The sequence below is a fragment of the Parafrankia sp. EUN1f genome (assembly GCF_000177675.1).
Classification (GTDB): Bacteria; Actinomycetota; Actinomycetes; order Frankiales; family Frankiaceae; genus Parafrankia.
Map to the genome: position 1 here is coordinate 1 of NZ_ADGX01000004.1, position 26,878 is coordinate 26,878.

Consider the following 26,878-nt stretch of genomic DNA (forward strand, 5'->3'; position numbering starts at 1 on the left):
ACGCATGAGCGAATCCCTTCTGTAGAATAAGATCATGTCCCGCTATCGGCTTGTTCCGGCACCCGAACAGGTCGCCGGACTCGAAGAGCACTGCGGGCATGCACGGTTCGTGTGGAATCTGTGCGTGGAACAGCAGTCATGGTGGACCCGCTACCGGGGTAAGGCGCCATCCCATCTGGAACGGTGCCGGCAATTGACCGACGCGCGCGCCGCGTTCGACTGGCTCCGCGCCGGATCGCAAACCGTCCAACAGCAGGCCCTGCGGGACTACGATCAAGCTCTGCGGAACTTTTTCGGTGGCTCCCATCAGCGACCGACCTTTCGGAAACGCGGCCAGTCCGAAGGTTTCCAGATCGTGGGGAAGAACGCCCGGGTTGAAAAGCTGAACCGGCGCTGGTCCCGATGCTGGATACCGAAAGTCGGCTGGGTGAAGTTTCGGCTGTCCCGGCCTGTTCCCGACTTCAAGTCGTACCGGATCACCCGTGACCGGGCTGGCCGCTGGCATGTCGCGTTCGCTGTGGTCCCGGAGTCGATCCCGGCGCCGGGCACTGGTGAGGCGGTCGGGGTCGACCGGGGCGTAACGGTGTCCGCGGCGCTCAGTACCGGTGAGCTGCTGTCCTGCCCCGGGCTGCGGCCAGCAGAGGCCGCGCGGCTGGCGCGGCTGCAACGCCGCCTCGCCAACGCGAAACGGGGCTCGAACCGGCGCGGCCGTCTCAAGGCCAGGATAGCCCGGCTGAAAGCCCGGGAAACCGACCGGCGGAAAAACTGGGCCGAGGAAACCTCCACCGATCTCGCCCGACGCTTCGACCTGATCCGCGTCGAGGACCTGCAGATCGGGAACATGACCCGGTCGGCCCGGGGCTCGGTCGACCAGCCTGGCCGGAACGTGCGACAGAAAGCCGGGTTGAACCGAGGCATCCTTGCCAACGGCTGGGGCCTGCTCGTGCAGCGTCTGGAACAGAAAGCCCCCGACCGAGTCGAACGCGTTCCGGCCGCTTATACCAGTCAGCGTTGCTCGGCCTGCGGGCATGTGGCGGCGGAATCGCGTGAGAGCCAAGCGCGGTTCCGCTGTGTCGCCTGCGGGCATACGGCGAACGCTGACGTGAACGCAGCAGTGAATATCGCCGCGGGACGCGCGGTGGCTGCGCGGGGAGGCACGCCGTTGGGTGTGCCCGTGAACCGCGAACCTCAACAACTCGCACCCCCTTCCCTGGTGGGTGTGTAGGAGTTGGAATCCCCCGCCTTCAGGCGGGGGAGGACGTCAACCCTTGACCGCGCCTTCCATGATTCCGCCGATGATCTGGCGGCCGAACAGGGCGAATATGACCAGTACGGGAATCGTGCCGAGTGCGGTGCCGGCCAGTACCAGGGTGTTGTCCCGGTAGTGACCGGACGCCAGCGTGCTCAGCGCGACCTGAACGGTCGGGTTCTCGGCGTTGAGCACGATCAGCGGCCACATGAAGTCGTTCCACGCCTGCATGAACGTGAGCAGGCCGAGGACGGCCATTGCCGGGCGCAGCGCGGGCAGCGCCACATGCCAGTAGAGCCGCAGCGTTCCGCAGCCGTCGATGCGGCCGGCTTCCAGCAGTTCGTCCGGCACCGCCTGGATGACGCTCTGCCGCATGAAGACGACCCCGAAAGCGGTCACCGCGGTGGGCAGGACGACGGAGATCAGCCGGTTTCCCCAGCCCAGCTCCTGCATCTCGATATAGAGCGAGATGATGCCGAGCTGGACCGGCACCATCATGGTGGAGACCACCACGAGCAGCAGTGCGTTCCGGCCGCGGAAGTTCAGCTTGGCGAACGCGAAACCCGCCAGCGAACAGAACAGAAGCGTGCTCAGGGTGATGGACCCGGCGACGATGACCGAGTTCATCAGGGCCTTGCCGAAGTTGACCGTGTCGAAGACCCGGGCGGCGTTGGCGAAGAAGTGCCCACCGGGCAGGAACGGCGGTGGCAGCTGGCCGACCACGTCGTTCGTCCGGGACGGGATCATGAAGGTCCAGTACACCGGGAACGCCGAGATGATGACGACCGCGAACAGGAGCGGATAGCGCAGCGGGCCGGAGCTCTCGCCGGAGCCGCGGGTGGAACGGCGGGTGGAGCCGCGGGTGGAGCCGGTCACCGGGACCCCCCTGTGAGTCGGGACGTGCCGCGGGTCACGAAGTAGGCGCCCGCGGCCAGTGCCATGGTCACCAGGAACATCACCCAGGCGATCGCGGAGCCGTAACCGAAGTTGTGCAGCCGGAAGCTCTCCTCGTAGAGCAGCAGCGCCAGGGTCTGGAACTGGTGGCTGTTGCCGCCGGAGACGCTGCCCGGCGAGTTGTCGAACAACAGCGGTTCGGTGAACAGCTGTATCTGCCCGATCACGGAGATGAGCGCGGTGAAGGCGATGGTCGGGCGCAGTGCCGGCAGGGTGATGTGCCACAGCTGGCGCCAGGTGCTGGCACCGTCCATGGCGGCGGCCTCGAAATGCTCCTTGGGGATCGCCTGCATCGCGCCGAGGTAGATCAGCGCGTTGTAGCCGGTCCAACGCCAGATGACCATCGACGCGATGGCTGTCTTGGACGTCCACTCGCCGGCCTGCCAGTTGATCGGGTCCAGGCCGACCGTGTCCAGCAGCCAGCTGATGAGGCCGAACTGGCGGCCGAAGATCTGGCTGAACACGATGGTCACCGCGACGATCGAAGTGATGTTCGGCAGCAGGACGCCCATCCGGAACAGCGTGCGTGCCCGCAGCCGGGTGTTCAGGATATGTGCGAGGATCAGCGCGAACGCCAGCTGGGGAACCGATGACATCGCCATCAGCAGGAAGGTGTTGCCGACCGCGTTCCAGAAGAACTCGTCCGAGAACAGGTCGGTGTAGTTCCCCAGGCCGATGAACTTCGCGGCATCGGGGCGGAGCATGTCCCGGTCCGTGAGCGAGATCCAGGCGGTGTAGAGCATCGGGAACAGCCCGAAGGCCGTGAAGATGACGAAGAACGGGGCGATGAGCCAGTAGGGGACCGTCGCGCGCCCGATACGCCGGAACGTGCTGTGCGGCCTCCGTTGCCGGCGGGGCGTCTCCCGCGCGGCCGGCGCGGATTCCGCCGTCGTCTGCGCCGGGTGCGCGGGGGTCGCGATCGTCATGGACACCTACCTCCTTTCCGCTGACAGGGCCCACGGGCTGTGCGCCGTCCCGAACGACACCGACTGGGACGGTGCCGTTCGGAACGGTGCTGTTCGGGTGGTGCCGTGGTGCCGTGGTGCCGTGGTGCTGTTCGTACTGGTGCCGTGGTGCTGTTCGAGGCGGTGCTGTTCGAGCCGTGCTGTGGTGACCGGCTTTCTCAGGCCTCAGCGGGCGGCGCGTTCCGCCTCGTCGACCGATTCGGAGAAGGCCTTGTCGGCAGCCTGGTTCTCCTGCTCGATGCGCTGGATTCCGTGTTCCATCGCCTGGCGGATGGCCCCGTGCTTCGAGCCCTGGTACTGCGGCTCCAGGCTGATCGCGGACTCGCCGAAGATCTTCCCGGTGGGTGCGTCATCGAAGAACGGGTTGGTGAACGACTGCACCGCCGAGTCCTTGATCGAGGTGACGCTGGACGGGAAGTTGCCCGTCTCCTTGAAGATCCGGGTCTGCTGCTCCGGCGCGGTCAGGAAGGAGACCAGCTCATAGGCCAGGTCCTTGTGGTCGCTCTGCGCCGGAATCGTCAGCCAGGAGCCGCCCCAGTTGCCGCTGCCCCCGGGAATCTCGGCGATGTTCCACTTCCCGGCCGTCTCCGGCGCGTTCTCCTTGATGTAGCCCTGCATCCAGGCCGGGCAGGTGATCGTCGCGAAGGTGCCTTCCTTCATCGCCGTGACCCACTCGTCCTCGAAGGCGACCAGCCCCGCGGACAGACCGTCCGAGATAGCCTTCGCGGTGGTGTCGAAAGCGGTCTTGACCTTGGGGTTCGACCCGACGATCACATCGGACGTCCCGGTGGCGTAGTAGCTCTCGTCGAGCTGGAAGATCTGCGCGTTGTAGATGTTGGTGCCGGCGTCGAAGAACTTCACCCCGGTGTTCTTCGCCGCGAAGTCACGGCCGGTCTTGAAGTAGGCGTCCCAGGTCGGCCAGAGCGCGCTGACCGCCGCCGGGTCGCTGGGCAGGCCGGCGGCCTCGAGCAGGTCGGTGCGATAGCACATCGCGAGCCCGCCGACGTCGGTGCCGAGCCCGATCTGGGTCTTGCCGTCGGCGGACAGCGACGCCGACCACTTGAACGCGGGGTAGTCGGATTCCCGATCACTCGCGCCGAGGTCGTTCAGGTTGACGAACTGCTCCGGCGTCGCCTTCAGCTGCGCGATGAAACCCTCGTCGACTGCCTCGACGTCGGCGGCGCCGGAGCCGGCCGCCAGGTGGTTCACCAGGTTGTTGTGATGGTCGTTGTACTCGCTGACGGTCTCGACGATCTCGACGTCGGGGTGGCTGGCCTCGAACTCCTTGTACAGGTCCGTGTACCCGAAGACACCGAACGTGTTGATGGTGAGCTTGGTCTTCCCCCCGTCGTCGCCTCCGCAGGCGCTGGTGGTGGATAAGACCATGGCCAGGACGGCCGTCCCGGCCATGGCCATAAGGCGGCCCTGCCGTGCCCTCATGAAGCCCTCCCTCTGGCTTCACGCTCACCGCACTGATCGCGTGTGAGCGCTCTCATGGCTTCGAAACTGTGGGCCCCGGTTACGCCACTGTCAAGTGTTGGTCGCTGGTGGATGTACATAAATCTTTCTGTAGCTGCATGACTACTGAAAGGAATTGACGTCGAGTGCTTCCGAAGCTCTGGACGGACCAGGCCACTCGTGCGAATCTGGGGCCTCGGTGCGTCGACAAGGGCGTCGGAACCTCCCTCTCCGAACGTCCACACGGCCGGTCGCGCGCCGTGGCCGCGCTGCGTCCTGCGTCGGCCATGCCCTGCGCGGGCGGTGCTCCGCGTGTGGGCTGGTGTCCTGTGCGGGCTGCGCTCAGCGTCAGCGTCCAGCTCAGCGTCAGTGTCCAAGGGAAGAGGGAGCCCCATGTCCACGATCGAGTTGCGTGACGTCACCCTGACCTACGACGACCGGCCGACCCTGGAGTCACTCAACCTCGTGGTCGAGGACGGGGAGTTCCTGGTCCTCATCGGTCCGTCCGGCAGCGGGAAGACGACCGCGTTGCGGATCGTCGCCGGCCTGCTCGCGCCGACCGCCGGTCAGGTCCTCGTCGGCGGCAGGGACGTCACCGACGTCCCGCCGGCGGACCGTGACCTCGCGATGGTCTTCCAGAACTACGCCCTCTACCCGAACATGACCGTGCGGCGGAACATGGAGTTCGCCCTGCGGCTGGCCAAGGTCGACCGCGCGGAACGCGACCGGCGGGTCACCGCCGCGGCCGAGATCCTCGGGCTCACCGACCTGCTCGACCGGCGTCCGAAGGCACTGTCCGGCGGGCAGCGCCAGCGCGTCGCGATGGGCCGCGCGATCGTCCGCCAGCCCCGCGCGTTCCTGATGGACGAGCCGCTGTCGAACCTCGACGCCAAGCTGCGGGTGCGCGTGCGCGGCGAGATCGCCCGCCTGCAGCGCTCGCTGGGAACGACGACGCTCTACGTCACCCACGACCAGACCGAGGCGATGACGATGGCGGACCGCATCGCGGTGCTGCACGACGGGCGCCTGCAGCAGCTCGGCACACCGGACGAGCTGTTCAGCCACCCGGCGAACGTCTTCGTCGCGACGTTCATCGGCAGCCCGCCGACCAACCTCGTCCCGGGGCAGCTGTCGGAGCCGACCGGCACCGGCTCGCTCGCGCTGCGGGTCGGCGACCAGACGGTGGAGGTACCCGCGGCCATCCGCGAGACCCTGGCCGCGCCGACGGGTGCCGAGGTGACCATCGGCGTGCGGCCGCACGACGTCCAGACCGAGCCCCCGGCCGACCCGGCGCTGATCTTCGATGTCGAGGTCGACCTGATCGAACGCCTCGGCACCGAGACCCTCGCCCATGGGGCGGTGCCGTCCGGCCCGCCGACCAGCCCGGAGACCTGCCGCTTCACCGCCGCGCTGGACCCACGGACGCCCGTCACCAGCGGCGGCAAGCTCAGGCTCTACGCCGCCGTCGACCGGCTGCACCTGTTCGATGCGGCCACCGGCGAGACCCTCCGGCGGCGGGCGCTGCAGGCGGTCGCCTGACATCGCGCGCCAGCGCGTAGCCCGCGCCGCCGCGCAGCGGGCAACCGCAAGAAGCGAGAATTTCGGTTGTTTCGGAGCATGTAGCACAATCCGGAGAAGCGGCGTATCCGGGGTTGCCGGCATTGGCCTGGCGGCCCGTTTACACTTCGCCGCAATGGCCCCCCCACAGGGGATTCCGCACCGTCTTCGCGCCGCGCCAGAAATTCGACCCAAGAGAGATAAAAGGGGTGTCACGGCCATTTGACGATCCGCAAGAATTGGGGATTTTGGTTGTCGGAACGACCAAAATCCTCAACGCTTGCTCGGAAGTGGCGGCGGAAGGGAAAGCCCGAGGCTCGGGATTCTGCGACGGGCTCTGGAATCTGGAACAACAAGAAATCCTCAGATCGTCGAGCTGCGGAAGACTTCAGTGCTCGTGGCGTGTGGTGGCCGCGTCGGGATGCTCGCGGAGCCAGGCGATGCCCGCCCGGCTCTCGTCGTTGATCGGGGTGTAGACGATGACCCGGGTGCCGGGCTGGTATGACAGCTCGAGGTTCGTGGAGCGGGTCGCGATGTCGGCGATCCCCGGGTAGCGGAAGATCTTGTTGCATGGCCGCGGCGGGACCACGTCGTGGCTGGCCCACAACCGGGCGAACTCGGGGCTCGCCGCGCACAGGCGGTGGACGAACTCCTGCCATTCCGGTTCACCGAGGTGCTGGCTGTAGCGATAGCGGAAGATACCCGCGTGCTCGGCGGCCAGTTCCTCGCTGTTCACGATGGGGTTGCAGACTGGCGGGGCGGTGAACGTGAACCAGATGGAGTTGCGCTCGCTGACGGGCGCGTTCGCCAGGCAGGGGACCAGCGCCGCGAAGGTGGCGTTGAAACTGAGCACATCGGACCGTGCGTTCACCAGCGCCGCCGGCAGCGGGTCCAGGCCGTCGAGAATCGTGCGGATGTCCGCTGGGATGCCGGTGGTCTCCTCGTCCGCCGCGGGATGCGGCTGAGGCGTGTCGGCCAGTCGGTAGAGGTGCTCGCGCTCGGCCGGGCCGAGGCGCAGGGTGCGGGCGACCGCGTCGAGGACCTGCGGGCTCGCGTTGATGGGCCGCCCCTGCTCCAGCCAGGTGTACCAGGTGACGCCGACCCCCGCGAGCTGCGCGACCTCCTCGCGACGTAGCCCCGGTGTGCGGCGGCGGGGCCCCGGCGGCATGCCGACGTCGTCGGGGGTGATGCGCTCGCGCCGACTGCGCAGGAAGAGGGCGAGATCCGAACGCCGCCGCTCGGCCCGCGGCCTGATCGGGAGCACGGGAGCCACCTGCGCCACCTGATCCACCTGCGCCACCTGATCCACCTGAGGCACGGAAGCCGGCGTGGGGCTGGGCTGCGTCGTCACGCTTCCAGCGTGCCGGGCTGCGGCCCGGCGTGCCAGGTGCTGCCAGTACCAGTATCACGGGGCTCTCGTTACCAGTATCGACGCCCTCCCAGGATGTTCCTCATGGTCAATGCACTGCGCAGTCCCGCCACCGAGGAACGGCGGACGCCGCCCGCACCGCAGCGCGCCGCGGGCGCGCTGCTCGCCGTCCTTCTCCTCGGTCAGTTCATGTCCGTGCTCGACGTGAGCATTGTGAACGTCGCCCTGCCGACGTTGCGGGCGGACCTGGACGTCTCCGGAGCCGGGCTGCAGCTGGTGGTCGCGGGCTACACCGTGGCCTACTCGGTGCTGCTGATCACGGGTGCCCGGCTCGGCGGAGTGCTCGGCCATCGCCGGGCCTTCCACCTGGGCCTGATCGGTTTCACCCTGACGTCGTTGGCATGCGGCCTCGCACCGGGCACGACGTCACTGATCGTCTTCCGCTTCCTGCAGGGCGCCAGCGCGGCCCTGATGACCCCCCAGACCATGAGTCTGATCCAGCGGAACTTCACCGGTGAGGCACGGCTGCGCGCGATGGGCTTCTTCTCCGCGATGATCGCCGGCGGTGTCGTCGTCGGGCAGGTGGCGGGAGGCCTGCTGGTCAGCCTGGATCTGTTCGGCGCCGGCTGGCGGACGGTCTTCCTGGTGAACGTGCCCGTCGGCCTGGCGCTGATGGTCGCCGGCCCGCGAGTCATCCCGCCGGATGAGCCGGAGGGCGAGGTCGACCTCGACCTGCTCGGCCTCGTCATACTCGGCGCGGCTGTCCTGCTCTTCGTGATGCCGCTGATCCTGGGGCACGAGCTGGGCTGGCCGGCCTGGACCTGGGGCTGCCTGGCCGCGAGCGTCGTGGTGTTCGCGCTCTTCGTGTGGGTGGAGCGTGGCCTTGCCGCCCGCGGCCGGCGTCCGCTGCTGTCGGTGCGGATGCTGCGCGCTCCCGGGCTTCGCCCCGCCGCGGCCATGCTGCTGCTGGCGCCCGCGACGTGGGCCGGCTTCCTGTTCACGACCACGCTGCACCTGCAGGGCGACCTCGGGATGAGCGCGTTGAAGTCCGGCCTGGCGTTCGTCCCGTGCGTCGTGGCGTTCGGGGCCGTCGGGCTCAGCTGGCAGCGGGTCCCGGCGCGGTGGCACGCGAACCTGATACCGGCCGGGTTCGCCGTCGCCGCCGTGGCCTACCTGTTCGTCGGCCCGCTCGCCGACGGCGGCGTGGGTTACGAGCTGCTGACCGCGCTGATCGGGTTCGGGCTGGGGGTCATGTCGATCATCATGTCGGTGGCGCTCGAGGGGGTGGCGCTTTCCGACGCGGCCGACGCGAGCGGGCTGCTGCTGACCCTGATGCAGCTCGGGCAGGTCGTCGGTGTGGCCGGCGTCGGCACGGTGTTCCTCACCGCCGTGGGCGACGATGGCTCGACCCGCCACGCGGAGTACATCACGGGCCGGGTCCTGGCCGCCGTCGCACTGGTCGCGGTCGTCTCCGCGTTGCTGCTGGTGCGGGACCGCCGCCGCGGCCGGGTGGACCAGGTTCCCGTGGCCGTTCGCCCGTGAAACGCGAAGGCGCCCGCCCCCGGTGAGGGGGACGGGCGCTTTCGCACTGTCCTGCCTTTGGCACTGCCCTGCTGCGAGTGGGTGTTACTCGACGTCCATCAGCGTTACGGGACGTCCACCACGGGGCTGCCGGGGCGGCAGCGGTCGGGAAGCGGCTCGGAGCCACACCCTGTCAGGATCCGGATGATCTGTGGGTCGTGGTCGCTGGCCTGGTCGGAGAACTCGGCGTTGACGTGCACCACACCGTAGGAGTAGCCCTTGATGGTCGGGCTGATCAGGATGTGGTCCAGCGTCTGCGAGTTGCCGTCGAACACGTAGCTGTACCGCTCGTTCACGGGCAGGTCGTTGATCAGCGGCTTGAGCAGCGCACCGTTGTCGGTCAGCGTCGCCAGGGTCGGGCTGAACTGGTAGTCGTTGATGTCACCCAGCACGACCACGCGAGCGGCGTTGCCGCTCTTGGCGGCCAGATCGGCGACGAAGTTGCGGACCTCGGTCGCCTGGCTGGTCCGCTGGGCCTCGGAGCTGCGGACCGGCGGCTGCACCGCGGCGCTGAGCGGGTAGTCGCCGCCCTTGCTGTTGAAGTGGTTGGCGACGACGAACAGCTGCTTGTCCCCGTCGTACAGGAACTCGCCGACCAGGGGCTTGCGGCTGGTGCTCCAGGCGGAGCTGGTCGGGTTGATGCGGCCGGGCGAGGCCGACAGGTAGACCTGGTTGCTGGTCGGGCGCACCTTGAGCACGCTCACGGCCGTGTTCGCGTCGCCGCCGGGGCGGTCGACGAAGGTCGTGCGGGCCGGGTTGAACAGGAACACCTGGCGGATGTTGCCACCGGGGGCGCCGCCGTCCGTGCCGTCGTTCGGGTTGATCGAACGCCAGTCGTAGGTCGGGCCGCCGGCGGCCACGATCGCCGCGATGAACCTGGCGACGGTCTGGTCGGCGGCGACGACGCCGTCGTCGACCGTGCCGTTGTTGTCCTGGATCTCCTCCAGGGCGAGGATGTCGGGCTTGCCGAGGTTCACGACGACGGCCTCGGCCAGCCGCGCGAACTTGGCGTCGGAGTCACCGGCGGTGAGGTTCTCGACGTTGTAGGTGGCGATCGACAGGTCGCCGGTCTTCTTCGGCGGGGTGACCTTCTGCCGCTTGAGGCCGCCGTCGGTGATGGTGCCGAGGGTGGTGGTCTGGATGACGTACCCGCCGAACGACTGGTAGTCGACGACGCCGACCGAACCGGCCGCGAGGGTGGAGCCGACGTTCGCCGCGGGGGCGCCGTCCAGGGCCTGCAGCATCAGCCGGCCGCTGTTGGGGTCGTCGTAGGAGACGTACGCCGAACCGCCGCGCGGGGTCTGGTTCTGGGTCGGCTTCAGGGTGACCCACAGCTCGCCGAACTCGGTGTTCACCGGGCTGATGAGGCGGGTGTCCTGGGCGACGGTGACCCGCATGCCCTCGTGGACCTCCAGCCAGTCGAGCACGTAGGAGCTCGGCTCAAGCGGCTGGGCCTCGAGGGAGCCCGTCTTGGTGAAGGTGTCGGGGAAGCTGACGGGGGTCGGCGCGGGAAGCGCGTTGCCGCTGCTCAGCTTGCTGGTGGCGATCGGGCCGCCGAGTTCGGTGAGCGACTGCGCGCCGGCGGCGGGGCGGTACTCGGTGACCCGGCCTGTGGTCAGCACCGAGTCGCCGATGGCGACGGCGGGTGAGGTGCTGCCCGTGAAGACGAAGATGCCTTCGCTGGTCAGCGGGTCGGCGTCGGCCGTCGGGTCCTGCAGCCAGTAGCCGCGGGAGCTGCCGGTGGTGCGGACGGCGGTCACGATGCCGGGCACGTTGGTGACGCTCTGGCCGACGATCGGGGAGATCCGGCCGCTGCCCTGGATGTCGTGGATCCGGGTGCTGCCGGGGGTCGGGCCGGTCGGGCCGCCGCCCGGGTCGTCGGTGGCGGTCACGGTGGTGCCGGCCGAGTTGGTGGCCTTCGGCACGCCCGAGGTGAAGTCGACCGAGTTGTTGTCGGTGTCGACCAGGGAGCCACTGCGGGCGCCCGCGGTGGTGTTGGTCAGCCCGGGCGCGGCGAGGGTCTCGACGTTGGCGGTGGCGCCGTAGCCGACGAGGTCCTTGACGTTCGGCGCGACGGCGCAGGAGATGCCGCAGCCGACCAGCGGGATGGTGTTCGTGACCAGGGCGACGACGCCGGACGTCGCCGACATCGGGACGCTGCCCGTCGCGTCGGGGGTCGGCAGGCTGAGCGTCCCGGCGGCGCCGGCGGCCTCCTGGACCAGATACCGGCCGCCGGCCGGGATCGAGCCGTGCAGGGCCGTCAGCTGGAAGACGGCACCCGCCGCCGAGGCGTACTGGACGGACCAGCCCTCGACGCTGATCGGGCTCGCCGTGAGGTTCGCCAGTTCGATGAAGTCGTTCTTGATGGTCGCGCCCGAGTTGCCGCCCCCGCCGTAGACGGCGGAGATGACGACGTCGGCCGAGAGCGCGGTCGCGGGAGTGGGAAGGGCCGTCAGGGTGGCCGCGACCATAGCCGGCAGGCTCGCCGCCGTGATCAGGCGGCGTGCGCTGAGTTTTGCCACAGGTGTTCTGCTCCTCAGGGAAGATTCTCCCCAGGAGCATGGTGGCCTTCGTGATCTGGCGGAAGTGCGGTTTTTGGTGAACTGCCGCGATCGTCCTAGATGTTCCCCTTTTCTTTCCGGAGCGTTTCGCTGCCGGTGTGGAATGGTGTCGGCCCGGTGGGGATGCCGGCGGTATCCGTGGGGCCCTCGACGGTGGGATTCCGCGTGCTCAGCTCCGGGTGCTCAGCCCCGGGTGCTCTGGCTTCGGGTGCTCTGGCTTCGGGTGCTCTGGCTCCGGGTTATCGAGGCCAGCCAGGCGGAGACGCCCATCGTGTCGAACGTGATCTCGAGGGTGGCCGGTTCCACCGCGTCGACCTGCCAGCCGTCGGCGAAGCTGCTCCGGATCTCGTCCTGGCTGATTCGGCGGGGGCCGATGTCACCGGGGACCTGGTCGCTGAAGCACAGCATGTAGTAGTGGCCACCAGGGTGGAGGACGGAGTGCAGGGCCCGGACGTAGGCCTCGCGGTCCTCGTCCGTCAGCACGTGGAACAGCCCGCAGTCGAGCACCGTGTCGAACCGCTCCGGCAGGTCGGCCAGCCGCAGTGCGTTCTCGACCCGGAACCGGGCGCGCAGGCCCCGCTCGGCGGCCTTGGCCTTGGCCCGCTCGATCGCGAGCGCGGAGGTGTCGACGCCGACCACGTCGAGCCCGAGGCTGGCGGCGAGCAGGGCGTGCTCACCGGTGCCGCATCCGACGTCGAGGACTCGCCCGCGCAGCCGGCCGGCGTTCGCGAGCGCCTGGAAGGCGGCCTGGGGGCGGCCGATGTCCCACGGTGGGGTGCCCTGATAGAAGATGTCGAAGTCAGTGGGATGCCGTGGCCCGAGCGGTGGCAGGGCCCCGTCCGAACCTTCGAGGATGCTCATCCCTCACTGACCTCCTTCGCGCCACCGATCAGCCGTGATCTGATCGTTACGTTGGGTGCCGGGACTGTCGAGGCTACGCGGGCGGGGGTCGCGCGAGTCGCCGGTTCGCCGTTTCGGGGGATTGTGCCTTTTCCATCTCACGTTTGTCGGGTGCTTTTACGACAGGCCAGCGCCGACGATCGAAAAGGCTCATTGGTCGGCTGGCGGCGCATCGGACGGCCGGACACCACCAGGCTCGGCGGGGTGCGGCGCGCGACCCCGCGGACAACCTGCTGGAGTTCAGGCACTACCTGGACCCGCGGATGATGTACTGACCGCCGGCAGGCACGGGCGGGCCAGCACCACCTCGGCACGGTTGCGTCCGCCTCGCTTCGCGCGGTAGAGCGCCGCGTCGGCACATTCGACGAATCCCGCGAGGTCGTCCCGCGAGGTGGGAACGAGCGCCGTCGTGCCGATGCTCACTGTCACCACTCGCGTGGCGACCCGCGGGTGCGGCTCGGCGAGCGCCTCGACGGCCGCGCAGATGTGCCGGGCCAGCCGGGCGGCGCCGGCGGCATCGGTGTCGGGCATGACGACGGCGAACTCCTCGCCGCCGTAGCGCGCGGCGATCAGTGGATCTTGCGCGCTACGGCCGACGCAGCGTGCGACCAGCCGCAGGCAGTGGTCCCCGGCGCTGTGCCCGAAATGATCATTGTAGAGCTTGAAATGGTCGATGTCGACCATCGCGAGGGCGATGGGGGACCCGCGCCGCCGGGCCTGGCGCCATTCGTGGTCGAGGATCTCGTCCAGCCGCCGGCGGTTCGCGAGCCCCGTCAACGGGTCGGTCACCGACAGCTGCTTCAGCTGCCGGTTCGCGGCGGCGAGCTGCCGGGTGCGCTGCTCCACCTTGCGTTCGAGCGACGCGTACATCAGGGCGTTGTCGAGCGAGACCGCCAGCTGGCCGGCGACGAGCATGATTCCCTCGAGGCGGTCCGCGGAGAAGGCATGACTGATCATGCGGTTCTCCAGCAGCAGCATCGCCCGGAGGCGGCCGCGGGTCGAGATGGGCACGGCGAGCAGCGAGCAACGGTCCTGCGGGCAGAAGCACGGGTCGCGGCGGAACCGGTCGTCGGTCGCGACGTCGGTGACGACAACCGGCTCACCGGTCCGTTCCGCGTACCAGACGACGGACGGTGGCAGGAGATGGCGCTGGCCCGCCTCCCGCAGGGAGATCGCCGGACCGGCGTCGGTCGTGACCGTCCAGGCCTCCCGCTCCTCATCACGCAGCAGCAGGTGGACGTCGGTCGCCCCGGTCATCTCCGACAGGATCCCCACGACCGTGGCCCGCAGGCCCGCCACGCTCGTCTCCGAGCTGAGCGCCCGGGACGCGGCGACGATGCCCCGCAGGTCGATGGTGCCCGTCGTGACGAGCGAGCGCCCGCCCGCCCGCTTCCGCGGGCCCCCGACGAGCAGCTCCTCCGCCGGCGGTCCGGACCGCAGGCCTGGGCTGCCCCAGTCGAGCTGGTTGACCTTCGCGGTGGCGCCCCAGGCCGCGTAGACCCGGCGGGTCCCGACCAGGAGCAGCCGGCCCGCGACCTCCAGCCCGTGACCCAGGTAGAAACGGGCGGCCTCCTCCAGGATCAGCGCAAGGTGCCATGGCCGAGACCGCGAGATGGCCTCCCTGTGCGCCGCGTCGAACATGTAGGAGGCGCGCTGGAAGTCGCCGGTGGCCCAGGCCTGTTCCGCCTGCGCCAGATACAGCACGTGCAGGAAGTTGAAGGGAGCGTCGGCCACCCGGCCGGACAGCCAGACGATCATCTCGTCCAGCTCCTCGCGCGGATCCCCGGCTGGCGCGTCCCCAGCCGGCGTGTTCCCAGCCGGCGCGTTCTGGGCCGGCGGATTCCCCACCGGCGGATTCCCCGCCGGTGGGTGGTCGGTGCTCGGCTGCCGGTGCCCCGATCGGATCCGCTGGGCCAGCATCAGCACCCGCAGCAGACGAGCAGCGACGATCACGTAGCTCGCCGAGAACGGGGCGAGCAGCGGTTCCACGGCGGCGAGGTGCCGGGCCAGGTCGTCCGGGTGGTCGAAGACGGCGGCGAGGATCGCGTTGGTGATGTGGAAGTGCACGACGGCGACCGAGTTGCCCGCCATCAGGGCGAGCTCGGCCGTCTCGTCGGTGTGGACGTCCTCGGTCTCGCCGCGCAGCGCGGCGACGAGCTGGCGGAAGACCCGCGCGGACTCCTCGGCCCGCTGGTTGCCGGTCCGTGTCGCCAGCTCCATCGCCGCTTCGGCCTCGGCCGCGATGAGGTCGAGTGAGGGTGCACAGTCCAGCAGGTTGAACAGCACGCAGTGATGTGCCCAGCAGGCGCTCTGGAAGTCGCCGCTGTGGACGAGCTCGTCCAGAGCCCGCCGGGTCGCGGAGACGTTGTGCTCGAGGGGTTCGAACCAGTGGCCGCAGGTGATCAGGTAATGGAACTCCGCCAGCCAGACCTCGGGCTCGTAGCCTCGCGCGTGGCCCACGGCGAGCAGGCGACGCAGGATGCGGTACCCGGTGCGGTAGTCGTCCCGGCGGGCGATCGTCGCGATCGCGATGTGGCTCGCGGGGCCCAGCAGGGCGCGGTTCGGGCCGTCCTGAGCCCAGGTCGCCAGGGTCCGCACGGTCAGCCAGGCGAGCACCGTGTGGTCGGTGAAGAACGCCGCCGGCGCGAGGCCGTTGATCACATTGGCGGCGCTGCGCCGCACTTCGTCGACCAGCTCCGCGCGCCGCAGATCATCGCTGTCGCTCGTGGTGTCGATCCACCGGTAGGCGGCGTCGAGCCCGTTGTCGATCTCCGCGTCCAGCTGCTGGCGGTCCGGGACGGTCATCCCGAGCCGTCGTAGCTGTTCGATGCCGAGCCCGATCGCCTCGGTCGCACGCGCACGATCGGTGAGGCTGCGGATCTGGACCACGGTCGGGGCCGCGCGCTGGAGTGGATCGGTGCACAGCCGGTCGATGATCTGGAAGACCTCGTCGGCCTCATCGAGCAGGCCGAGTTCGCGCAGCGCCGCGTGCCGCTCGATGTGCACGGCGAGCAGCGCGTCGACCTCGGACGGATCGAGCAGCGTCGCGGCGGCGGCCGTGTAACTCTCCACCTGGGCATGGTTGGACAGCACCTTCGCCTCGCCCGCGGCCCTTCGCAGCAGCGCCGCCGCTCGCCGCCGCTCCGCCGGGTCGTGGAGGGCGCCGAGGACCGGCAGGTACTGCTCCGCCGCCGCGGAGAGATGTTCCCCGTCCCGGCGCTGGGGGTGCGGGTCGTCGGGGTCCTCGCCATGGCCGGCCAGGTTCCGGGCCAGCCGCAGGCGCGTCGCGTCCTGCGACTGCCGGGTGAGCCCGACCAGCGCCGTCTGGCGGGTCCGGTCGTCCTGGAACCGCACCGAATGGCGGCCGCCGTCCGCGGTCTCGGGTACCAGCACGCCGATCTCGATCGCCAGGGCGAGCCGTCGTTCAACCTCGTCCACCGGCAGTGCGGTCGCGGCGGCCAGCAGATCCAGATCGACGTGGGCGCCCAGGCAGGCCACCGCCGAGAGCAGGTCGACGGTGACGCCCGGCAGCGCGGCGACCCGGGCCGTCAGAAGTTCGGCGAAGTCGATCCGATGCAGCCGGTGGCGCAGCGCCTCCGGATCCCACCGCCAGCCACCCGGACCGAGGTCCAGGAGCTTCTCGCGGCGCAGGGTGTTGAGGAGATCGAGGGTGTCGCGCGGATTTCCCCGGGCCGCCGGTGCCAGTATGCGTGCCAGTTCGGCCGCCGATCCCGTCGCGACGTGCAGGACGTCCTCTATCAGCGCTGCCTGGGCTGTGGGTGCGAGGTTCTCCAGCCGCAGCTGGCGTGGCCCGTGCGGCTGGCCGAGCCAGTGGCTCAGCGGCCCCGCCAGCGGGGTGGTCGAACCGACCTCGCTGGCCCGGTAGGCGCCGACCAGCAGCAGCCCGTCCACCTCCGCGCATCCGCCGAAGATCGGTTCGAGGATGCCCAGCGGGGTTCTGCTGACCCACTGCAGATCGTCCACGAAGCAGACCACCGGGCGTTCCGTCGACGCGACCGCACGCAGGATCTCGACGCCGGTGTGCGCCGCGCGGGCCCGCCTCGTCATCAGGTCACCCGGCGCGGCCTGGACGTCCAGCAGAACCCCCAGCTCCGGCACCGCGGCGGCGGCCAGGCCCGCGTTGCGGCCCAGACCGCGACGCAGCCGGTCCCGATACTCGGCCAGGCGTTCCTCGGGCTCGGCCAGCAGCAGCCGACCGAGGGCCCGGATCGCGCGGAGGAAGCCGTTGTGCGCCTGGTCGAGGCGGTGCTGGTCGAACGCCCCGGCCACGAACCAGCCGCCGTGACCGGCCGCGATCACCCTCAGCTCGTCGATCAGGGCCGTCTTTCCGACCCCGGCCTCGCCCTCGACGAGGACCGAACGCGGGTGACCGGCCATGACCGCCAGGAACGCGCCACGCAGCTCGTCGATCTGCTGGGCGCGGCCGACTAGCCTTGAGGACGCCAGCTGACGGTCCCACCGGTCGCGGGCTCCGGGTCGGGCCGGCGGCGTGCCGCGACGGATCAGGGCGAGATCGTGCGCGAGTCCCTCGGCGCTCTGGTAACGATCATCGGGCTCCTTCTCGAGCAGGTGCGCGATGACCTGCCCCAGCGCATGGGGCACCGTAGGGTTTCGCTCCGACGCCGGTACCGGCACCCGGGCGAGGTGCTCGTGGATGATGCGCAGCGGGTCGTCCGCCCCGAAGGGCGGCGCTCCCGTCGCCAGCTCGTACAGGGTCGCGCCGACGGCGTACAGGTCGGCGCGGTGGTCGACGGGACGGCTGGTCCGGCCGGTCTGCTCCGGCGCCAGGTAGGGGACCGTGCCGATGATCGTGGCGTGGTGGGTGAACTCGCTGCGCATCGACGTGAGCGTGGTGGCGAGCGCGAAGTCGATCAGGCACACGTCCCCGTCCGGAGTGGCCACGATGTTCGCCGGGCTGATGTCCCGGTGCACGACACCGCGGTGGTGCATGCCCGCGACCGCCCGGGCCAGCGCTTCGGCGACGGCGAGCAGCAGGTCCGGCGCGAGCGGCGTACGCCAGCCCGAGAGCGCCGTGCCGCTGATGTCCTCCAGCAGGATTGATTCCGGGCTCTCTTCGATGTCCGCCTCGTGCTCGATGCCCGGCTCGTGCGCGACGTCCGCCTCGTGCTCGACGTCTGGTGCGGCGGCAAGTTGGACCACGCCCTGGACACCGGCCAGGCGCTGGAGGATCTTCGCTTCACGCCGCAGCCGCCGCCCGGCACCCCGGCCCAGCGCCTCCTTCCGGATCAGCGGACCGGTCGGGCCCGCGATCCTGGTGACCCGGGTGCGCTCGGTCTCCGCGAGCACCACGGGACGGATCGGTGCAGGCGTCGGCGACATGGGCGGATCCCGGCCCGGCGACCTGCGTCGGGCCGCCTGCTCCAACCGTTGGACGTCGCGCCAGACCTGGCCCACTCTGCCAGTCTGCCCCGACCGCGTCGTCGGTATCGAGATGATCAGTGACCGCCCGTCGCGCGGTCGTTCTGCCCCTCAGCGGCGGGACAAGCTGGTGCCGAGGCCGGCCCTATGCGTTCGCGGCGCGTGGTTTCGGGCCCGTGGCCCGCATGTTCACCAGCCTGCCCAGCAGGTCGAACCAGAAGGGCGCGCCGGCCGTCAGCGCGAAACAGGCGATCGCGATACCGGCGATCTTCAGTAGCCACCCGCCGACCGAGGTCGGTACCTCCCGCGGGTCGTCGCGCCGGTCGGACGCATCGACCCAACCGACCGGGATGGACAGCCCGGACGCGTCGCGCACCGCCTCGATGCTGCGCTCCGCGGCCTCACCCACCGTCGCATCACTGTCCGTGGTCGCGTCGGCGCCCGTGGCTGTTCCACTGCTGGTGGCCGCGTCGTCGCCCGCCGTGCCCACCTCGGCAACGGCGGCGGCCACCGCGGCCTGCCGTACGGTCCCGTCCTGCCACAGTGCCCGGGTGATCGCGATGGCGTCCAGGTTGAACGCGACCGACAGCAGGATCGCGTAACCGAGCAGGAACGCGGTGATGTGCCGCTTGTACCAGCCTGAGAGGCGGTCCATCGCGTCGTCGTACCAGCGCGCCAGATCGGCGATGACCTTCTCGCGGTCGCCGCCGGCCTTGACGATCGCGGCGGTCAACGCCGTCCGGGCGGGGAGGGCGGCAGCGCGGCGAGGCTTTCCTCCAGCGAGGCGACGGCGCCGGTCCGGGTGGCGGCGACGAGGGCGGCGGCCACCACCCGCCCGGTCGGGTGCTCCGCGGGCATGGCGTGGTGCAGGGCCGCGGCGGTCTGCTCGTCGAGCAGCCGGCGCGCAGCGTCATACGCGCGCTGGTAGGCCGCCCGGATCTCGGCCGGGATCTCCGCGGGCAGGTTGTCCGGCCGGAGCTGGTGCAGCATGACCCGCGCGGGTGGGTCCACGCGATCGAGCAGGGCCTGCGCGAACGCGGTCGAGGGCAGGTAGGACGGCAGCCGCAGCCGCCGGGCCCGGAGGATCGACGCCCAGAACCCGCTGACCGGGGGATGGTCGGCGACGTTCACCGGCAGCGTGTCCCTGCCGGTGGTCCGCAGGACCCGCAGCGGCCCGTCGAGGAGCTCGGCGGTGACATCGGGTCCGTCCGCCGGGCCGCCGCCGGCCTGGCGGGTTCCGCCGAGGAGCCGACGGAGCTCGGCTTCGAGCCGCAGCCCCCGGTAGCGGAACAGGGCGAGGACGGTCTCGTTGATCCGCGAGACCGCCAGGCTGAACGCGGCGAAGATCAGCGCGAGCCCGACCAGCACGTCAAGAGCCGATGAGTCCGGCATGCCCCCGATTCCCGCTTTCTCGGCGCCCGGTGGGCCGCCCACCAGCTCCGTGGGAGTGCCTGCATCGGACGATCCGGCATGAACGGCGTATTTCTACACCCGAACTGGCGGAATTGCGCAAAACGGCACGTCAGAAGGCCAGACAATGACGGCTTCGACGGGTGGTGGCGATGCGGGGGGGGGGGCGATGTTCGTCGTTCCTGAGTGTGGTGGCAGAGTCCCGGGCTTCGGGCCGCAGCTGCTGCCAAGCAAGATCTGAGGATCCTGGCTGTTGGGACGACCAGGATCCTCAGATCTTCGAGCTTTGGCTACGAACTGCCACTGCTGCCGAGCCCCACCCCGCGACGGGAGCGCGGAGCCCGGGGCTCGGGCTCGAAGGGGTGGTTCGAAGATCAGAACGCGAGGAACAGGATCTGCTCCCGGGAGTACTCGTGGCCCGGGTGCTTCTCGGCGAGATGGGCCTGGGTCTTCTCCACGAGGTCGTCGTCGTCCTCACCCTCGATGAATTCGCCACACGGGCAGCTGAGACGTCGTGCCACGGTTCCTCCTCCGCTCCGTGGTGGACGTCCTGTGCCGCCCACCGACAGGTTCGAAGCCATCTTTGCCGTCGGAATCGTCCCGTGCACCTGTTGGCATGAACGGCCGTACGGCTAGTGGCTGTTGGCTCACAGCGCCGAGGATCACGGCCTGGCGCGTGGCTTGATTCTGGCCTCCGGCAGCGGCGGGGCGGGCAGCCAGGCGGGGCCGCCGATGTACCCCTCGACCCGGCCGAACCGGTCGGACTGGTTCTGCCAGGCCTCGCGGTAGGCGGCGATCTCCTCGTGGCTGCGCCCGATGAAGTTCCACCAGAATGTTACGCTTACAAAGTACCCCTTCGAAGGGTGCTCGCTGTGTGTGACGGACGTGGGACTTCGGCAGGGGAGAGCGATGCCAAAGGCTACCATCGCAGAGGCGGCAACGATCTATCTAGCCGCACGCGAGATCGATCTAGGACCACGGACGTGGGTCGGCTACCGCAGCCACCTGTCGGCCCTCGCCACGCACTTCGGGCCCGACTACGGGATGCACCGTCTGACCACCGACGGAATGATCACCTTCTTTCAGTCGCAGCTCAGGGGCGACGTGCCGTGGACCCGGAAGCCAGGCCTGTCGACGATCCGCAACCGGTACAGGGTGATCAAGGCGTTCACGGAGTTCGGGTCACGGCCGGGGCGCGCCTGGTGCAAGCCGGGACTCTTCGAGGGGGTCAGGCTGCCGCGGGCAGAGCCGCCGCAGGACTTCATACAGCTCACAGCGGACGAGCTACTCACCATGGTCGAAAGCACGGACGTCCCGCGTGACCGGGCGTTCCTCGCCCATCTGATCTGTACCGCCTGCCGCGTGGGTGAGGTGACCTCACTCAAGCTCGGTGATGTTGACCTAGACAACCTCACGGTCTACACCCGCATCCATAAGTCGAACCGGGCCGATTCCATGCCCATCGTGCAAGACCTCTTCGAGGAAATTACCAGGTGGCTAGTGGACTACCAGGACCGCGTCGAGGCCCCGCTTAACAACGCCTGGTACCTGTACCCGGCGAAGACGGCCACGTATTACCGCCAGGGCAGGGTGCGGGCCTACACCATCCGTCCCGACGTCGAGATGCAATACATGTCCGCCAGGCGGATTGTCCGCAACGGCCTCGTGCGCATCGGGTACAACCCCGCAGGGCTCACGCAGGAGGCCTGTCACACCATCCGCCGGAGTGTCGCACGGCTGTATTTCGACTCGCGGATGGGCGACGGCTACAGTCACGCCCTGCGAGAGACTCAGGCCCTGTTGCATCACAAGTCGTCCGCCACGACAGAGATGTATCTACGGCTCGACATCGACCGGGCCAGGCGAGACGATACAATGAAGGGTAAGCCGTTCATCCTCGGGCGGGCGGCGCAAACGAGGGGAGGCGTGAAGAATGGCGGACTCAGAGTCGCAGGATGAGAAGCCGAAGAGGGTTCGCTCAAGGGTGGCGCCCTGGGACGGCTATGCGGAGCACATACAGTGGCTAGCCGAGAACAAGCCGGATGAACTGCCACCTATCGAGGCGGACCGACTGAGAGCAGAGCAGGACAAGATATAGCAAAAGGGGCCCCAAAGGGGCCCCTTTTTTGTCCGCCATCAGCCGAAGAACTCGCCCTTATCGCCATCTCCATACTCGACAATGAAAATCCACTCGATAACACGCTTGACCTTGCGGCCGGATGCGTGCTCGGCGTGAGCGCGCATCGTCCCTTCGGGGTAATTCGGCGTAGAGACCCGTGGGTCTCCAGAGCCAATTGCCAGGGGTGCAGTCTTCGGGCCTTTCTCCTTACCCTTCGGGTTCGACTTGCCGTAGCCGTTCCTCTTCGGCTTAGGGAGCCATGGCGGGTCATCCTGGTTTGCCCATCCGCCGGTCGCGTTGCATCCAGGAGGGCTAGACCAACGCGAGCCACCACGCCAATACCATTCGCTGCCGTCCGACAGGCGGACCCACGTCCGCCCCTGGCTCGACACCCAGCTCTCGACGACGTGAGGAACTTTCGAGAGGCTCATCAGATCTCACAATTCCGCATCGCGGCCGACAGTGCGCGCATCGACTCCACAGAGCCTCCCATATCCGGATGCATTTTCCTACTCAGCGTGCGATAGACAATCTTCCGGTCGTCCTCGTGTAGCGAGTCCAGAACGGCGGTCAGAACATGCTCGGCGACATGCTCACGAACTCCGGCGTGCAAATTCGGGTCAACCACCTTGAACACGACCTCGAACATGTCATCAATCCAGGGCAGTACCGCGGCCGACGTGGAGGGCTGCGCCGTGACCTCGACGGTCGGTGCCGGCTCGACAGGGGAAGCCTCGACGGGCGCCGTAGGCGCGTGCTCCGGTTCAGGTTCGGGTGCTACCTGCGGCCCTGCTGTCGTCGAGGGCTCCAGATCGGGCGCCTTCGGTTTCGCCCTGGCCCCGTTGTAGATCTTCCCGTCCGTACCGGTGACCGGCGGAGGGGGGTCGCCAGGTGAGGAATTTTCCTCACCTGAGTGTCGACGGTCGTTGACGATCGTCTTCTGATCGACCCCCAATGCGGCCCCGATCGCCCTGGTCGACATCCCTGCCGCCCGAAGCTCTGCCACGAACGCAGGCCGGTCAACACGCGGCAGACGGATGATCGCCCCGTCGAACTCCCGGGAACACATCTCGCCCCACGACTCGTACCCGAGTCCGACCCACACCTGATTCCGAACACCATCGATAATCAGCGTTCGGGCTTCGTCGAGGGTGACCCTCACTCGGGTGACCCATTCGCGAGCCTCACCGTATGACCAGGTCGACACGATTTCAGTATCAGACCTGTCTGTGGTTGCAATGGTCACCAGAGCATTTCCTCTCTGAATTCGTCCTCGGCGCGGTCCGGCTGGACCGGCATGATTGCCCCCCGGAACGAAGGGCCTATTTTGATCAGGATGGGAATTTCCGGCTCGACGATCCGCATGCCCATAACCGGGCTTGCCCCGGCGGGGCGCACCTTCGCAAACGGGGCCAGCAGCGACGGCTGAAAATAGACGTCGAGTGGCCAGGGGCGAGGCTCTCCCGGCCTTTCCGTCCGGCGCGCGATCCGGGCAGCGAGTTCGTCTACCAGGTCGAACAGCTCAGCTTCGGTTGTCCCGAACAACGTTGCCGAGTCGCCCCGCCCTTCGAGGGGGCGCACCCTGGCAGGCGTCCCGATGGACTGCCCGCCAGGGATCACCATCGTCAGCAACCGTCCACCCTGGGGGTCTACCTCTCCCAAGGTCAGATGGACGTCGGTTTTCCGCTCCGCCCGGATGGCCTTCTCTACGGCCTGTGCGTCGAGGCGCTCCACGGCGCCTGACCACTCCCCGGACGTCTTCGCCTCGACGGTGTCGATCCCCACGGTGTAGGTGTCACAGGCGGACACCTCGACGTAGCCGGGGCCGATGTCGAGTCGGACGATGGGGTACGGGCTTCGGGCCGGACAGAAGGCCAGCACGTTTGCCAGCACGCGGGCCAGGGCGGGCCCGTCAACCTCAGCCCTGACGCTGTCCACGGCCTGACCGTGGCAGCTTGACGCCGGAGGCCTTTTCCGCGGCCCTGACTGCGGCCCCTACGGCAGTCCTAGGCTCGCCCCTACGGGGCAGATACTCCGGGGACTGTGTGGAGTACCAGACGACGCCGTTAAGACCGTTGGAGCCCTTCACAGGCTCGCGGTGCTCGACGGCACGCAGGGTGAATGGCTCAGACACGGGTGATCCCATCGAACGCCACGGCGAGACGCTCCAGGAACGGCATCGCGTGCGAGTCCTCGACGATGCGCTTGGTACCACCTGCCGCCGCAGTGGTCAGGTACATGAGCGCGATACTGTCCGCTTCCGTCGGCTTGATTTTGACGTTGGCGATGCCTTCGGCGTTCTTCTGCGCCTTGTAGAGGCGCACAAAGATGGCGTCAGCCGTCTCGGTGAAACCCGCGTTGGCGCCGATACCGTCGAGCGCGTAGGCCAGACGGATGAGGTTCACCGCGTCGTCACGAGACATCGAAACGACCTTTGGCACCGTGTAGGCGGAGGTTCCCTGAGCTGTCACTGTGGCTCCCTGTCTGGGGTGGTCTGCCGTACAGGGGCTATCAAAGTACACCTTCGAGGTGGCGGCAACGCCGTTTGGCGGGTAGACGCACAGTGGCCAGTCGGAGCTAGGAGCGTAGTTGTTGAAGTGTTGTTGTCGCCTTTCGCTCTCGGCGACAACATAATATTAAGTGAGAGAGGGAGTGAGCGAAGCGAGCGACCGAACGGCCCAACAGCTTCAACCACCCAAAGGCACAAAAGCCAATCGCCCGGCATCCTGACCGGGCGATGATGAAAAGCTTCCCTGAATACAACCACGGAATCAAGTAACAAACTAAACCACAAAAAGCCGTTACGTTGATTCAGGGATCAGACCAATGAAGAAATGCCTAGACTGCGACACCCTAGTGTCGCAAGGATCTAGATGTAAAGAACATGCACGCGCACGTAAGCGCGCGCAAGAGGCCAGGCGAGCAAGGGCGAGCAACCACGCCCGCGGGTACACCCGCGAGTACAGAGCCAACCGCCTAACCATCCTGGCCACTGCGCCACAGTGCTCCGTGGCCCTGTGTACCACCACAGCCGACACGGTCGATCACATCGTTCCGCTATCACGAGGCGGAACGAACGACCTCGACAACCTCAGACCGATGTGCAGCTTCCACAACACGAGCCGTGGCAACCGCCACGACTGGTCAGCCTAGGCCCGTGCACCTCTTCACCCTGATCTGAGTCTGAGCGACCTTCGCCTGGGCTAGCAGGTGCTCCAGTGCCGCCACAGCCTCGTCGACCTGCCCACGGCGCCACGCCAACAGTGCATCACCACAGTAGTCGCGTACGCACAGAATGCGCGTATCTATGGTCATCGGGGGTGTCTTGTTTGTCATGGCATGTTCATACATGAGCACAGCGTGATCGTGCTACACGTGAGTAGATGACTGGCCTAGCGGAGCGTGCCCGTGTGACCCAACGTGACGCCTGGCAGCGTGGCGCCCCTGTGCCGCCCGGGAGAGTCTGAGCGGCCCCCTGGCGACTCCGCCGCATTCCGGCTCCGCGTGCGCCTGCGCATGACCCAACCAGTAGCACGGAGTGACGTCACTCAGGGTGACGTCGTTTGGCTCGCCTCCGGGATGCCGAGTGACCAGGTGCCCCGGACGGGGCTGCCCTCGACGGGGCAGCACACGCGGCCCCCGCCTGGCACCAGCATCGGGCCTTCGGTCGTGTCGATGGTGATCTCGAAGTCGGCTAGCAGCTCATGGTCGTCTTCTGGCTCGCCGCACAGCGGGCACGTGTCCACTTACTGATCATATCGACGTGCCCACGGGGGGTGATGACCGATGCCACAGCCGACGAAGCCAACGGCGCTCAAACTCCTACACGGGGTAGACAAGGTCAACCCGGGGCGGATCAACCGCGGCGAGGCTGCGGTACCCCTGGCCCCGAACCCTGAGCCTCCGCTTGACCTCGACGCCGTCGCGCGTGACGTCTGGGATCACTACCTGCCGATCCTTCGCACGGCGAGGCTCCTGACGGAGGCGGATGTACTCGCCTTTGCTGCCCTGTGTCAGTCCTGGTCTTCGTACCGGGCCGCCGTCGAGGCGGTTCGTCGTGAGGGCCCGCTCACCGTGGGCGGGCGCGGGCAGGTGGTTCGGAACCCTGCGGCCCTGGTAGCGAAGGACTCGCTTGCCGAGTTCATGCGCTTGGCCGTCGAGTTCGGGCTGACGCCGTCGAGCCGTGCCCGCATCTCCCTGCCGGAGGCGGGTTCCGGTGATGCCCTCGACGATCTTCTCTCTATGTAATTTTCACCGCGTGCAAGATCTGGCCCTCGAAGGGCTGCCGGGCCCGCCACACCAGCGGGCCCGCCTCGACGCCTCTGGCTAGGTGAACAATTGCGCCTGGCGGCCCTCGAAGCTCCGGATGCTGTCGAGGCTGACGCCGTGGCCCAACCGGCGTAGCCGTCCCTTGGACGGGGCGCAGTATTGGCGGACCGTCGAGGCGGTCAGTCTGAGTCTGGCCGCTGCAACCTCGAAGGTGACTTCCTGGTCGACCGGCGCGGGCGCCGGCTCGACGGCCGGCGGCAGCACCGACACGACGATGTCGATCGGCGAAGGCTTCCGCACGGAGAACAGCTCCGCGGTGACCTGCGCCCTGGTGACCGCCTGGCCTTCGCCGAGTAGCTGCGCCTGGCGGCGCACGACGGCGGCGCGCTGGGTGGGTGTGAGCCTCATGCCGTCGCCCCGGTGGCTGCCATCTGGCGGGCCAGGGCGGCAACGAGTGACGGGCTTGCGTACGCCTGTCCACCCAGTTCCATGGATGCTGCGGCCAGGGCCCACGCGGGAGGCGTCGGGAGTGCGGACCGGTCAGGGCGCGGTGCGGGCACCAGGCGGTTGGTCGGTGCGTTCGACGGGGGCAGGACCACCGGTCCCTGCCTGTTTTTCCTGATCTTCGATGCTGCGTCGCGCGCACGCGCGACAGGGTTTTTCCGGGGAGAGGAACTGCCAGGGAGGGTACCGGTAGCCCGGATGCTGTCCGATCCATGATCGGCACCAGTCGAGCCGGATTGGTCCCGGTTCGCCGGACGCTCCGCGAACAGAAGCCTGTAGACCGCGTTCCGTCCTCGACGGGCGCGTTCCGCCAGGGCGACCAGGCCCCGGGCGGCCAGGCGGGCAATGGTGGCGGACAGCTGGGTACGACCTAGCCCCGTTCGGTCCGACAGGATCTTGTGCCCGGGGGACGCGACGTCACGGCCGGACCGGCAGTCCTCCGCCAGGGCGAGCAGGACAACCCGCTCCTGTGGCGACAGGTCACCGGGCGCGATGTCCCATGCCGCTAGCTGGTGTCCGAGACTCACGATCACTCCCAAGGTGCAGTTTGGTACCGACCGGCCGGACGCTACCAAACTGCAC

The 26,878-nt window shown here is 68.5% G+C and carries 20 protein-coding genes and 2 pseudogenes; 6 read left to right on the forward strand and 16 right to left on the reverse strand.

Annotated features, from left to right (window positions below; translation table 11 throughout):
• The first annotated feature begins 34 nt into the window (after positions 1-34).
• Complete coding sequence (locus FREUN1FDRAFT_RS01595) at positions 35-1,225, forward strand: RNA-guided endonuclease TnpB family protein (RefSeq protein WP_006538169.1); 1,191 nt, start codon at positions 35-37, stop codon at positions 1,223-1,225.
• Positions 1,226-1,261: 36 nt separating this feature from the next.
• Here FREUN1FDRAFT_RS01595 and FREUN1FDRAFT_RS01600 read toward each other — a convergent pair whose 3' ends face one another.
• From FREUN1FDRAFT_RS01600 to FREUN1FDRAFT_RS01610, 3 genes are all read right to left on the reverse strand, one after another.
• Positions 1,262-2,125, reverse strand: a complete 864-nt coding sequence (locus FREUN1FDRAFT_RS01600) for a carbohydrate ABC transporter permease (RefSeq protein ID WP_006538170.1) — start codon at positions 2,123-2,125, stop codon at positions 1,262-1,264.
• A complete protein-coding gene (locus FREUN1FDRAFT_RS01605) occupies positions 2,122-3,129 on the reverse strand; it encodes a carbohydrate ABC transporter permease (protein ID WP_006538171.1) in 1,008 nt (335 codons plus the stop codon). The genes FREUN1FDRAFT_RS01600 and FREUN1FDRAFT_RS01605 overlap by 4 nt, the downstream gene beginning before the upstream one ends.
• Positions 3,130-3,333: 204 nt before the next feature.
• Positions 3,334-4,608, reverse strand: coding sequence for an ABC transporter substrate-binding protein (locus FREUN1FDRAFT_RS01610; RefSeq protein WP_006538172.1), 1,275 nt, complete (start codon positions 4,606-4,608; stop codon positions 3,334-3,336).
• Positions 4,609-5,019: 411 nt separating this feature from the next.
• On the opposite strand from FREUN1FDRAFT_RS01610, the gene FREUN1FDRAFT_RS01615 reads away from it, so the two are divergent.
• The gene (locus FREUN1FDRAFT_RS01615) at positions 5,020-6,165 is read left to right on the forward strand and encodes an ABC transporter ATP-binding protein (protein ID WP_006538173.1); all 1,146 of its coding nucleotides are present in this window, start codon (positions 5,020-5,022) and stop codon (positions 6,163-6,165) included.
• Between the two features lie 406 nt (positions 6,166-6,571).
• Here the strand turns inward: FREUN1FDRAFT_RS01615 and FREUN1FDRAFT_RS01620 are convergent, their stop codons facing one another.
• A complete protein-coding gene (locus FREUN1FDRAFT_RS01620) occupies positions 6,572-7,474 on the reverse strand; it encodes a helix-turn-helix transcriptional regulator (protein ID WP_369809765.1) in 903 nt (300 codons plus the stop codon).
• A gap of 162 nt (positions 7,475-7,636) precedes the next feature.
• On the opposite strand from FREUN1FDRAFT_RS01620, the gene FREUN1FDRAFT_RS01625 reads away from it, so the two are divergent.
• Entirely contained in the window at positions 7,637-9,094 is a 1,458-nt protein-coding gene (locus tag FREUN1FDRAFT_RS01625; RefSeq protein ID WP_006538175.1) for an MFS transporter, read from the forward strand.
• A gap of 104 nt (positions 9,095-9,198) precedes the next feature.
• On the opposite strand, the gene FREUN1FDRAFT_RS01630 is transcribed toward FREUN1FDRAFT_RS01625, so the two are convergent.
• The 6 genes and pseudogenes from FREUN1FDRAFT_RS01630 to FREUN1FDRAFT_RS47845 form a co-directional block, all read right to left on the reverse strand.
• The gene (locus FREUN1FDRAFT_RS01630) at positions 9,199-11,655 is read right to left on the reverse strand and encodes an endonuclease/exonuclease/phosphatase family protein (RefSeq protein WP_006538176.1); all 2,457 of its coding nucleotides are present in this window, start codon (positions 11,653-11,655) and stop codon (positions 9,199-9,201) included.
• A gap of 222 nt (positions 11,656-11,877) precedes the next feature.
• Complete coding sequence (locus FREUN1FDRAFT_RS01635) at positions 11,878-12,555, reverse strand: class I SAM-dependent methyltransferase (protein ID WP_006538177.1); 678 nt, start codon at positions 12,553-12,555, stop codon at positions 11,878-11,880.
• A gap of 279 nt (positions 12,556-12,834) precedes the next feature.
• Positions 12,835-17,955 carry a diguanylate cyclase gene (locus FREUN1FDRAFT_RS01640; RefSeq protein WP_006538178.1) on the reverse strand — a complete coding sequence of 1,707 codons (5,121 nt, stop codon included), beginning with the start codon at positions 17,953-17,955 and terminating at the stop codon, positions 12,835-12,837.
• Positions 17,956-18,139: 184 nt separating this feature from the next.
• Positions 18,140-19,386: pseudogene (locus tag FREUN1FDRAFT_RS01645) on the reverse strand (hypothetical protein).
• A gap of 392 nt (positions 19,387-19,778) precedes the next feature.
• The gene (locus FREUN1FDRAFT_RS40585; RefSeq protein ID WP_006538181.1) at positions 19,779-19,925 is read right to left on the reverse strand and encodes a hypothetical protein; all 147 of its coding nucleotides are present in this window, start codon (positions 19,923-19,925) and stop codon (positions 19,779-19,781) included.
• Between the two features lie 141 nt (positions 19,926-20,066).
• Positions 20,067-20,243, reverse strand: a pseudogene (locus tag FREUN1FDRAFT_RS47845) (pirin family protein); the annotation flags it as partial.
• A gap of 229 nt (positions 20,244-20,472) precedes the next feature.
• On the opposite strand from FREUN1FDRAFT_RS47845, the gene FREUN1FDRAFT_RS01655 reads away from it, so the two are divergent.
• Positions 20,473-21,363 (forward strand): tyrosine-type recombinase/integrase, encoded by an 891-nt coding sequence (locus FREUN1FDRAFT_RS01655; protein WP_369809766.1) that lies wholly within the window; start codon positions 20,473-20,475, stop codon positions 21,361-21,363.
• Positions 21,364-21,540: 177 nt separating this feature from the next.
• Here the strand turns inward: FREUN1FDRAFT_RS01655 and FREUN1FDRAFT_RS43330 are convergent, their stop codons facing one another.
• The 4 genes from FREUN1FDRAFT_RS43330 to FREUN1FDRAFT_RS01670 form a co-directional block, all read right to left on the reverse strand.
• Complete coding sequence (locus tag FREUN1FDRAFT_RS43330) at positions 21,541-21,954, reverse strand: hypothetical protein (RefSeq protein WP_006538184.1); 414 nt, start codon at positions 21,952-21,954, stop codon at positions 21,541-21,543.
• On the reverse strand, positions 21,954-22,769 hold the full coding sequence (locus FREUN1FDRAFT_RS39350) for a hypothetical protein (RefSeq protein WP_006538185.1): 816 nt from the start codon (positions 22,767-22,769) through the stop codon (positions 21,954-21,956). The genes FREUN1FDRAFT_RS43330 and FREUN1FDRAFT_RS39350 overlap by 1 nt, the downstream gene beginning before the upstream one ends.
• Positions 22,766-23,461 (reverse strand): hypothetical protein, encoded by a 696-nt coding sequence (locus FREUN1FDRAFT_RS01665; RefSeq protein ID WP_006538186.1) that lies wholly within the window; start codon positions 23,459-23,461, stop codon positions 22,766-22,768. Before FREUN1FDRAFT_RS01665 ends, FREUN1FDRAFT_RS39350 begins: the two co-directional genes overlap by 4 nt.
• A gap of 188 nt (positions 23,462-23,649) precedes the next feature.
• Entirely contained in the window at positions 23,650-23,946 is a 297-nt protein-coding gene (locus tag FREUN1FDRAFT_RS01670; RefSeq protein WP_035948690.1) for a hypothetical protein, read from the reverse strand.
• Positions 23,947-24,349: 403 nt separating this feature from the next.
• Between FREUN1FDRAFT_RS01670 and FREUN1FDRAFT_RS44860 the strand changes: the two genes are divergently transcribed.
• Positions 24,350-24,676: an HNH endonuclease gene (locus tag FREUN1FDRAFT_RS44860; protein ID WP_083828460.1), complete on the forward strand. Its 327-nt coding sequence runs from the start codon at positions 24,350-24,352 to the stop codon at positions 24,674-24,676.
• A gap of 395 nt (positions 24,677-25,071) precedes the next feature.
• Here FREUN1FDRAFT_RS44860 and FREUN1FDRAFT_RS01675 read toward each other — a convergent pair whose 3' ends face one another.
• On the reverse strand, positions 25,072-25,269 hold the full coding sequence (locus FREUN1FDRAFT_RS01675) for a hypothetical protein (protein ID WP_035948691.1): 198 nt from the start codon (positions 25,267-25,269) through the stop codon (positions 25,072-25,074).
• 40 nt (positions 25,270-25,309) lie between these two features.
• Here FREUN1FDRAFT_RS01675 and FREUN1FDRAFT_RS01680 point away from each other — a divergent pair, with 40 nt between their 5' ends.
• Positions 25,310-25,771, forward strand: a complete 462-nt coding sequence (locus tag FREUN1FDRAFT_RS01680) for a phage terminase small subunit P27 family (protein WP_006538188.1) — start codon at positions 25,310-25,312, stop codon at positions 25,769-25,771.
• 78 nt (positions 25,772-25,849) lie between these two features.
• Here the strand turns inward: FREUN1FDRAFT_RS01680 and FREUN1FDRAFT_RS01685 are convergent, their stop codons facing one another.
• The gene (locus tag FREUN1FDRAFT_RS01685; RefSeq protein WP_006538189.1) at positions 25,850-26,200 is read right to left on the reverse strand and encodes a hypothetical protein; all 351 of its coding nucleotides are present in this window, start codon (positions 26,198-26,200) and stop codon (positions 25,850-25,852) included.
• Positions 26,201-26,878: the final 678 nt, after the last annotated feature.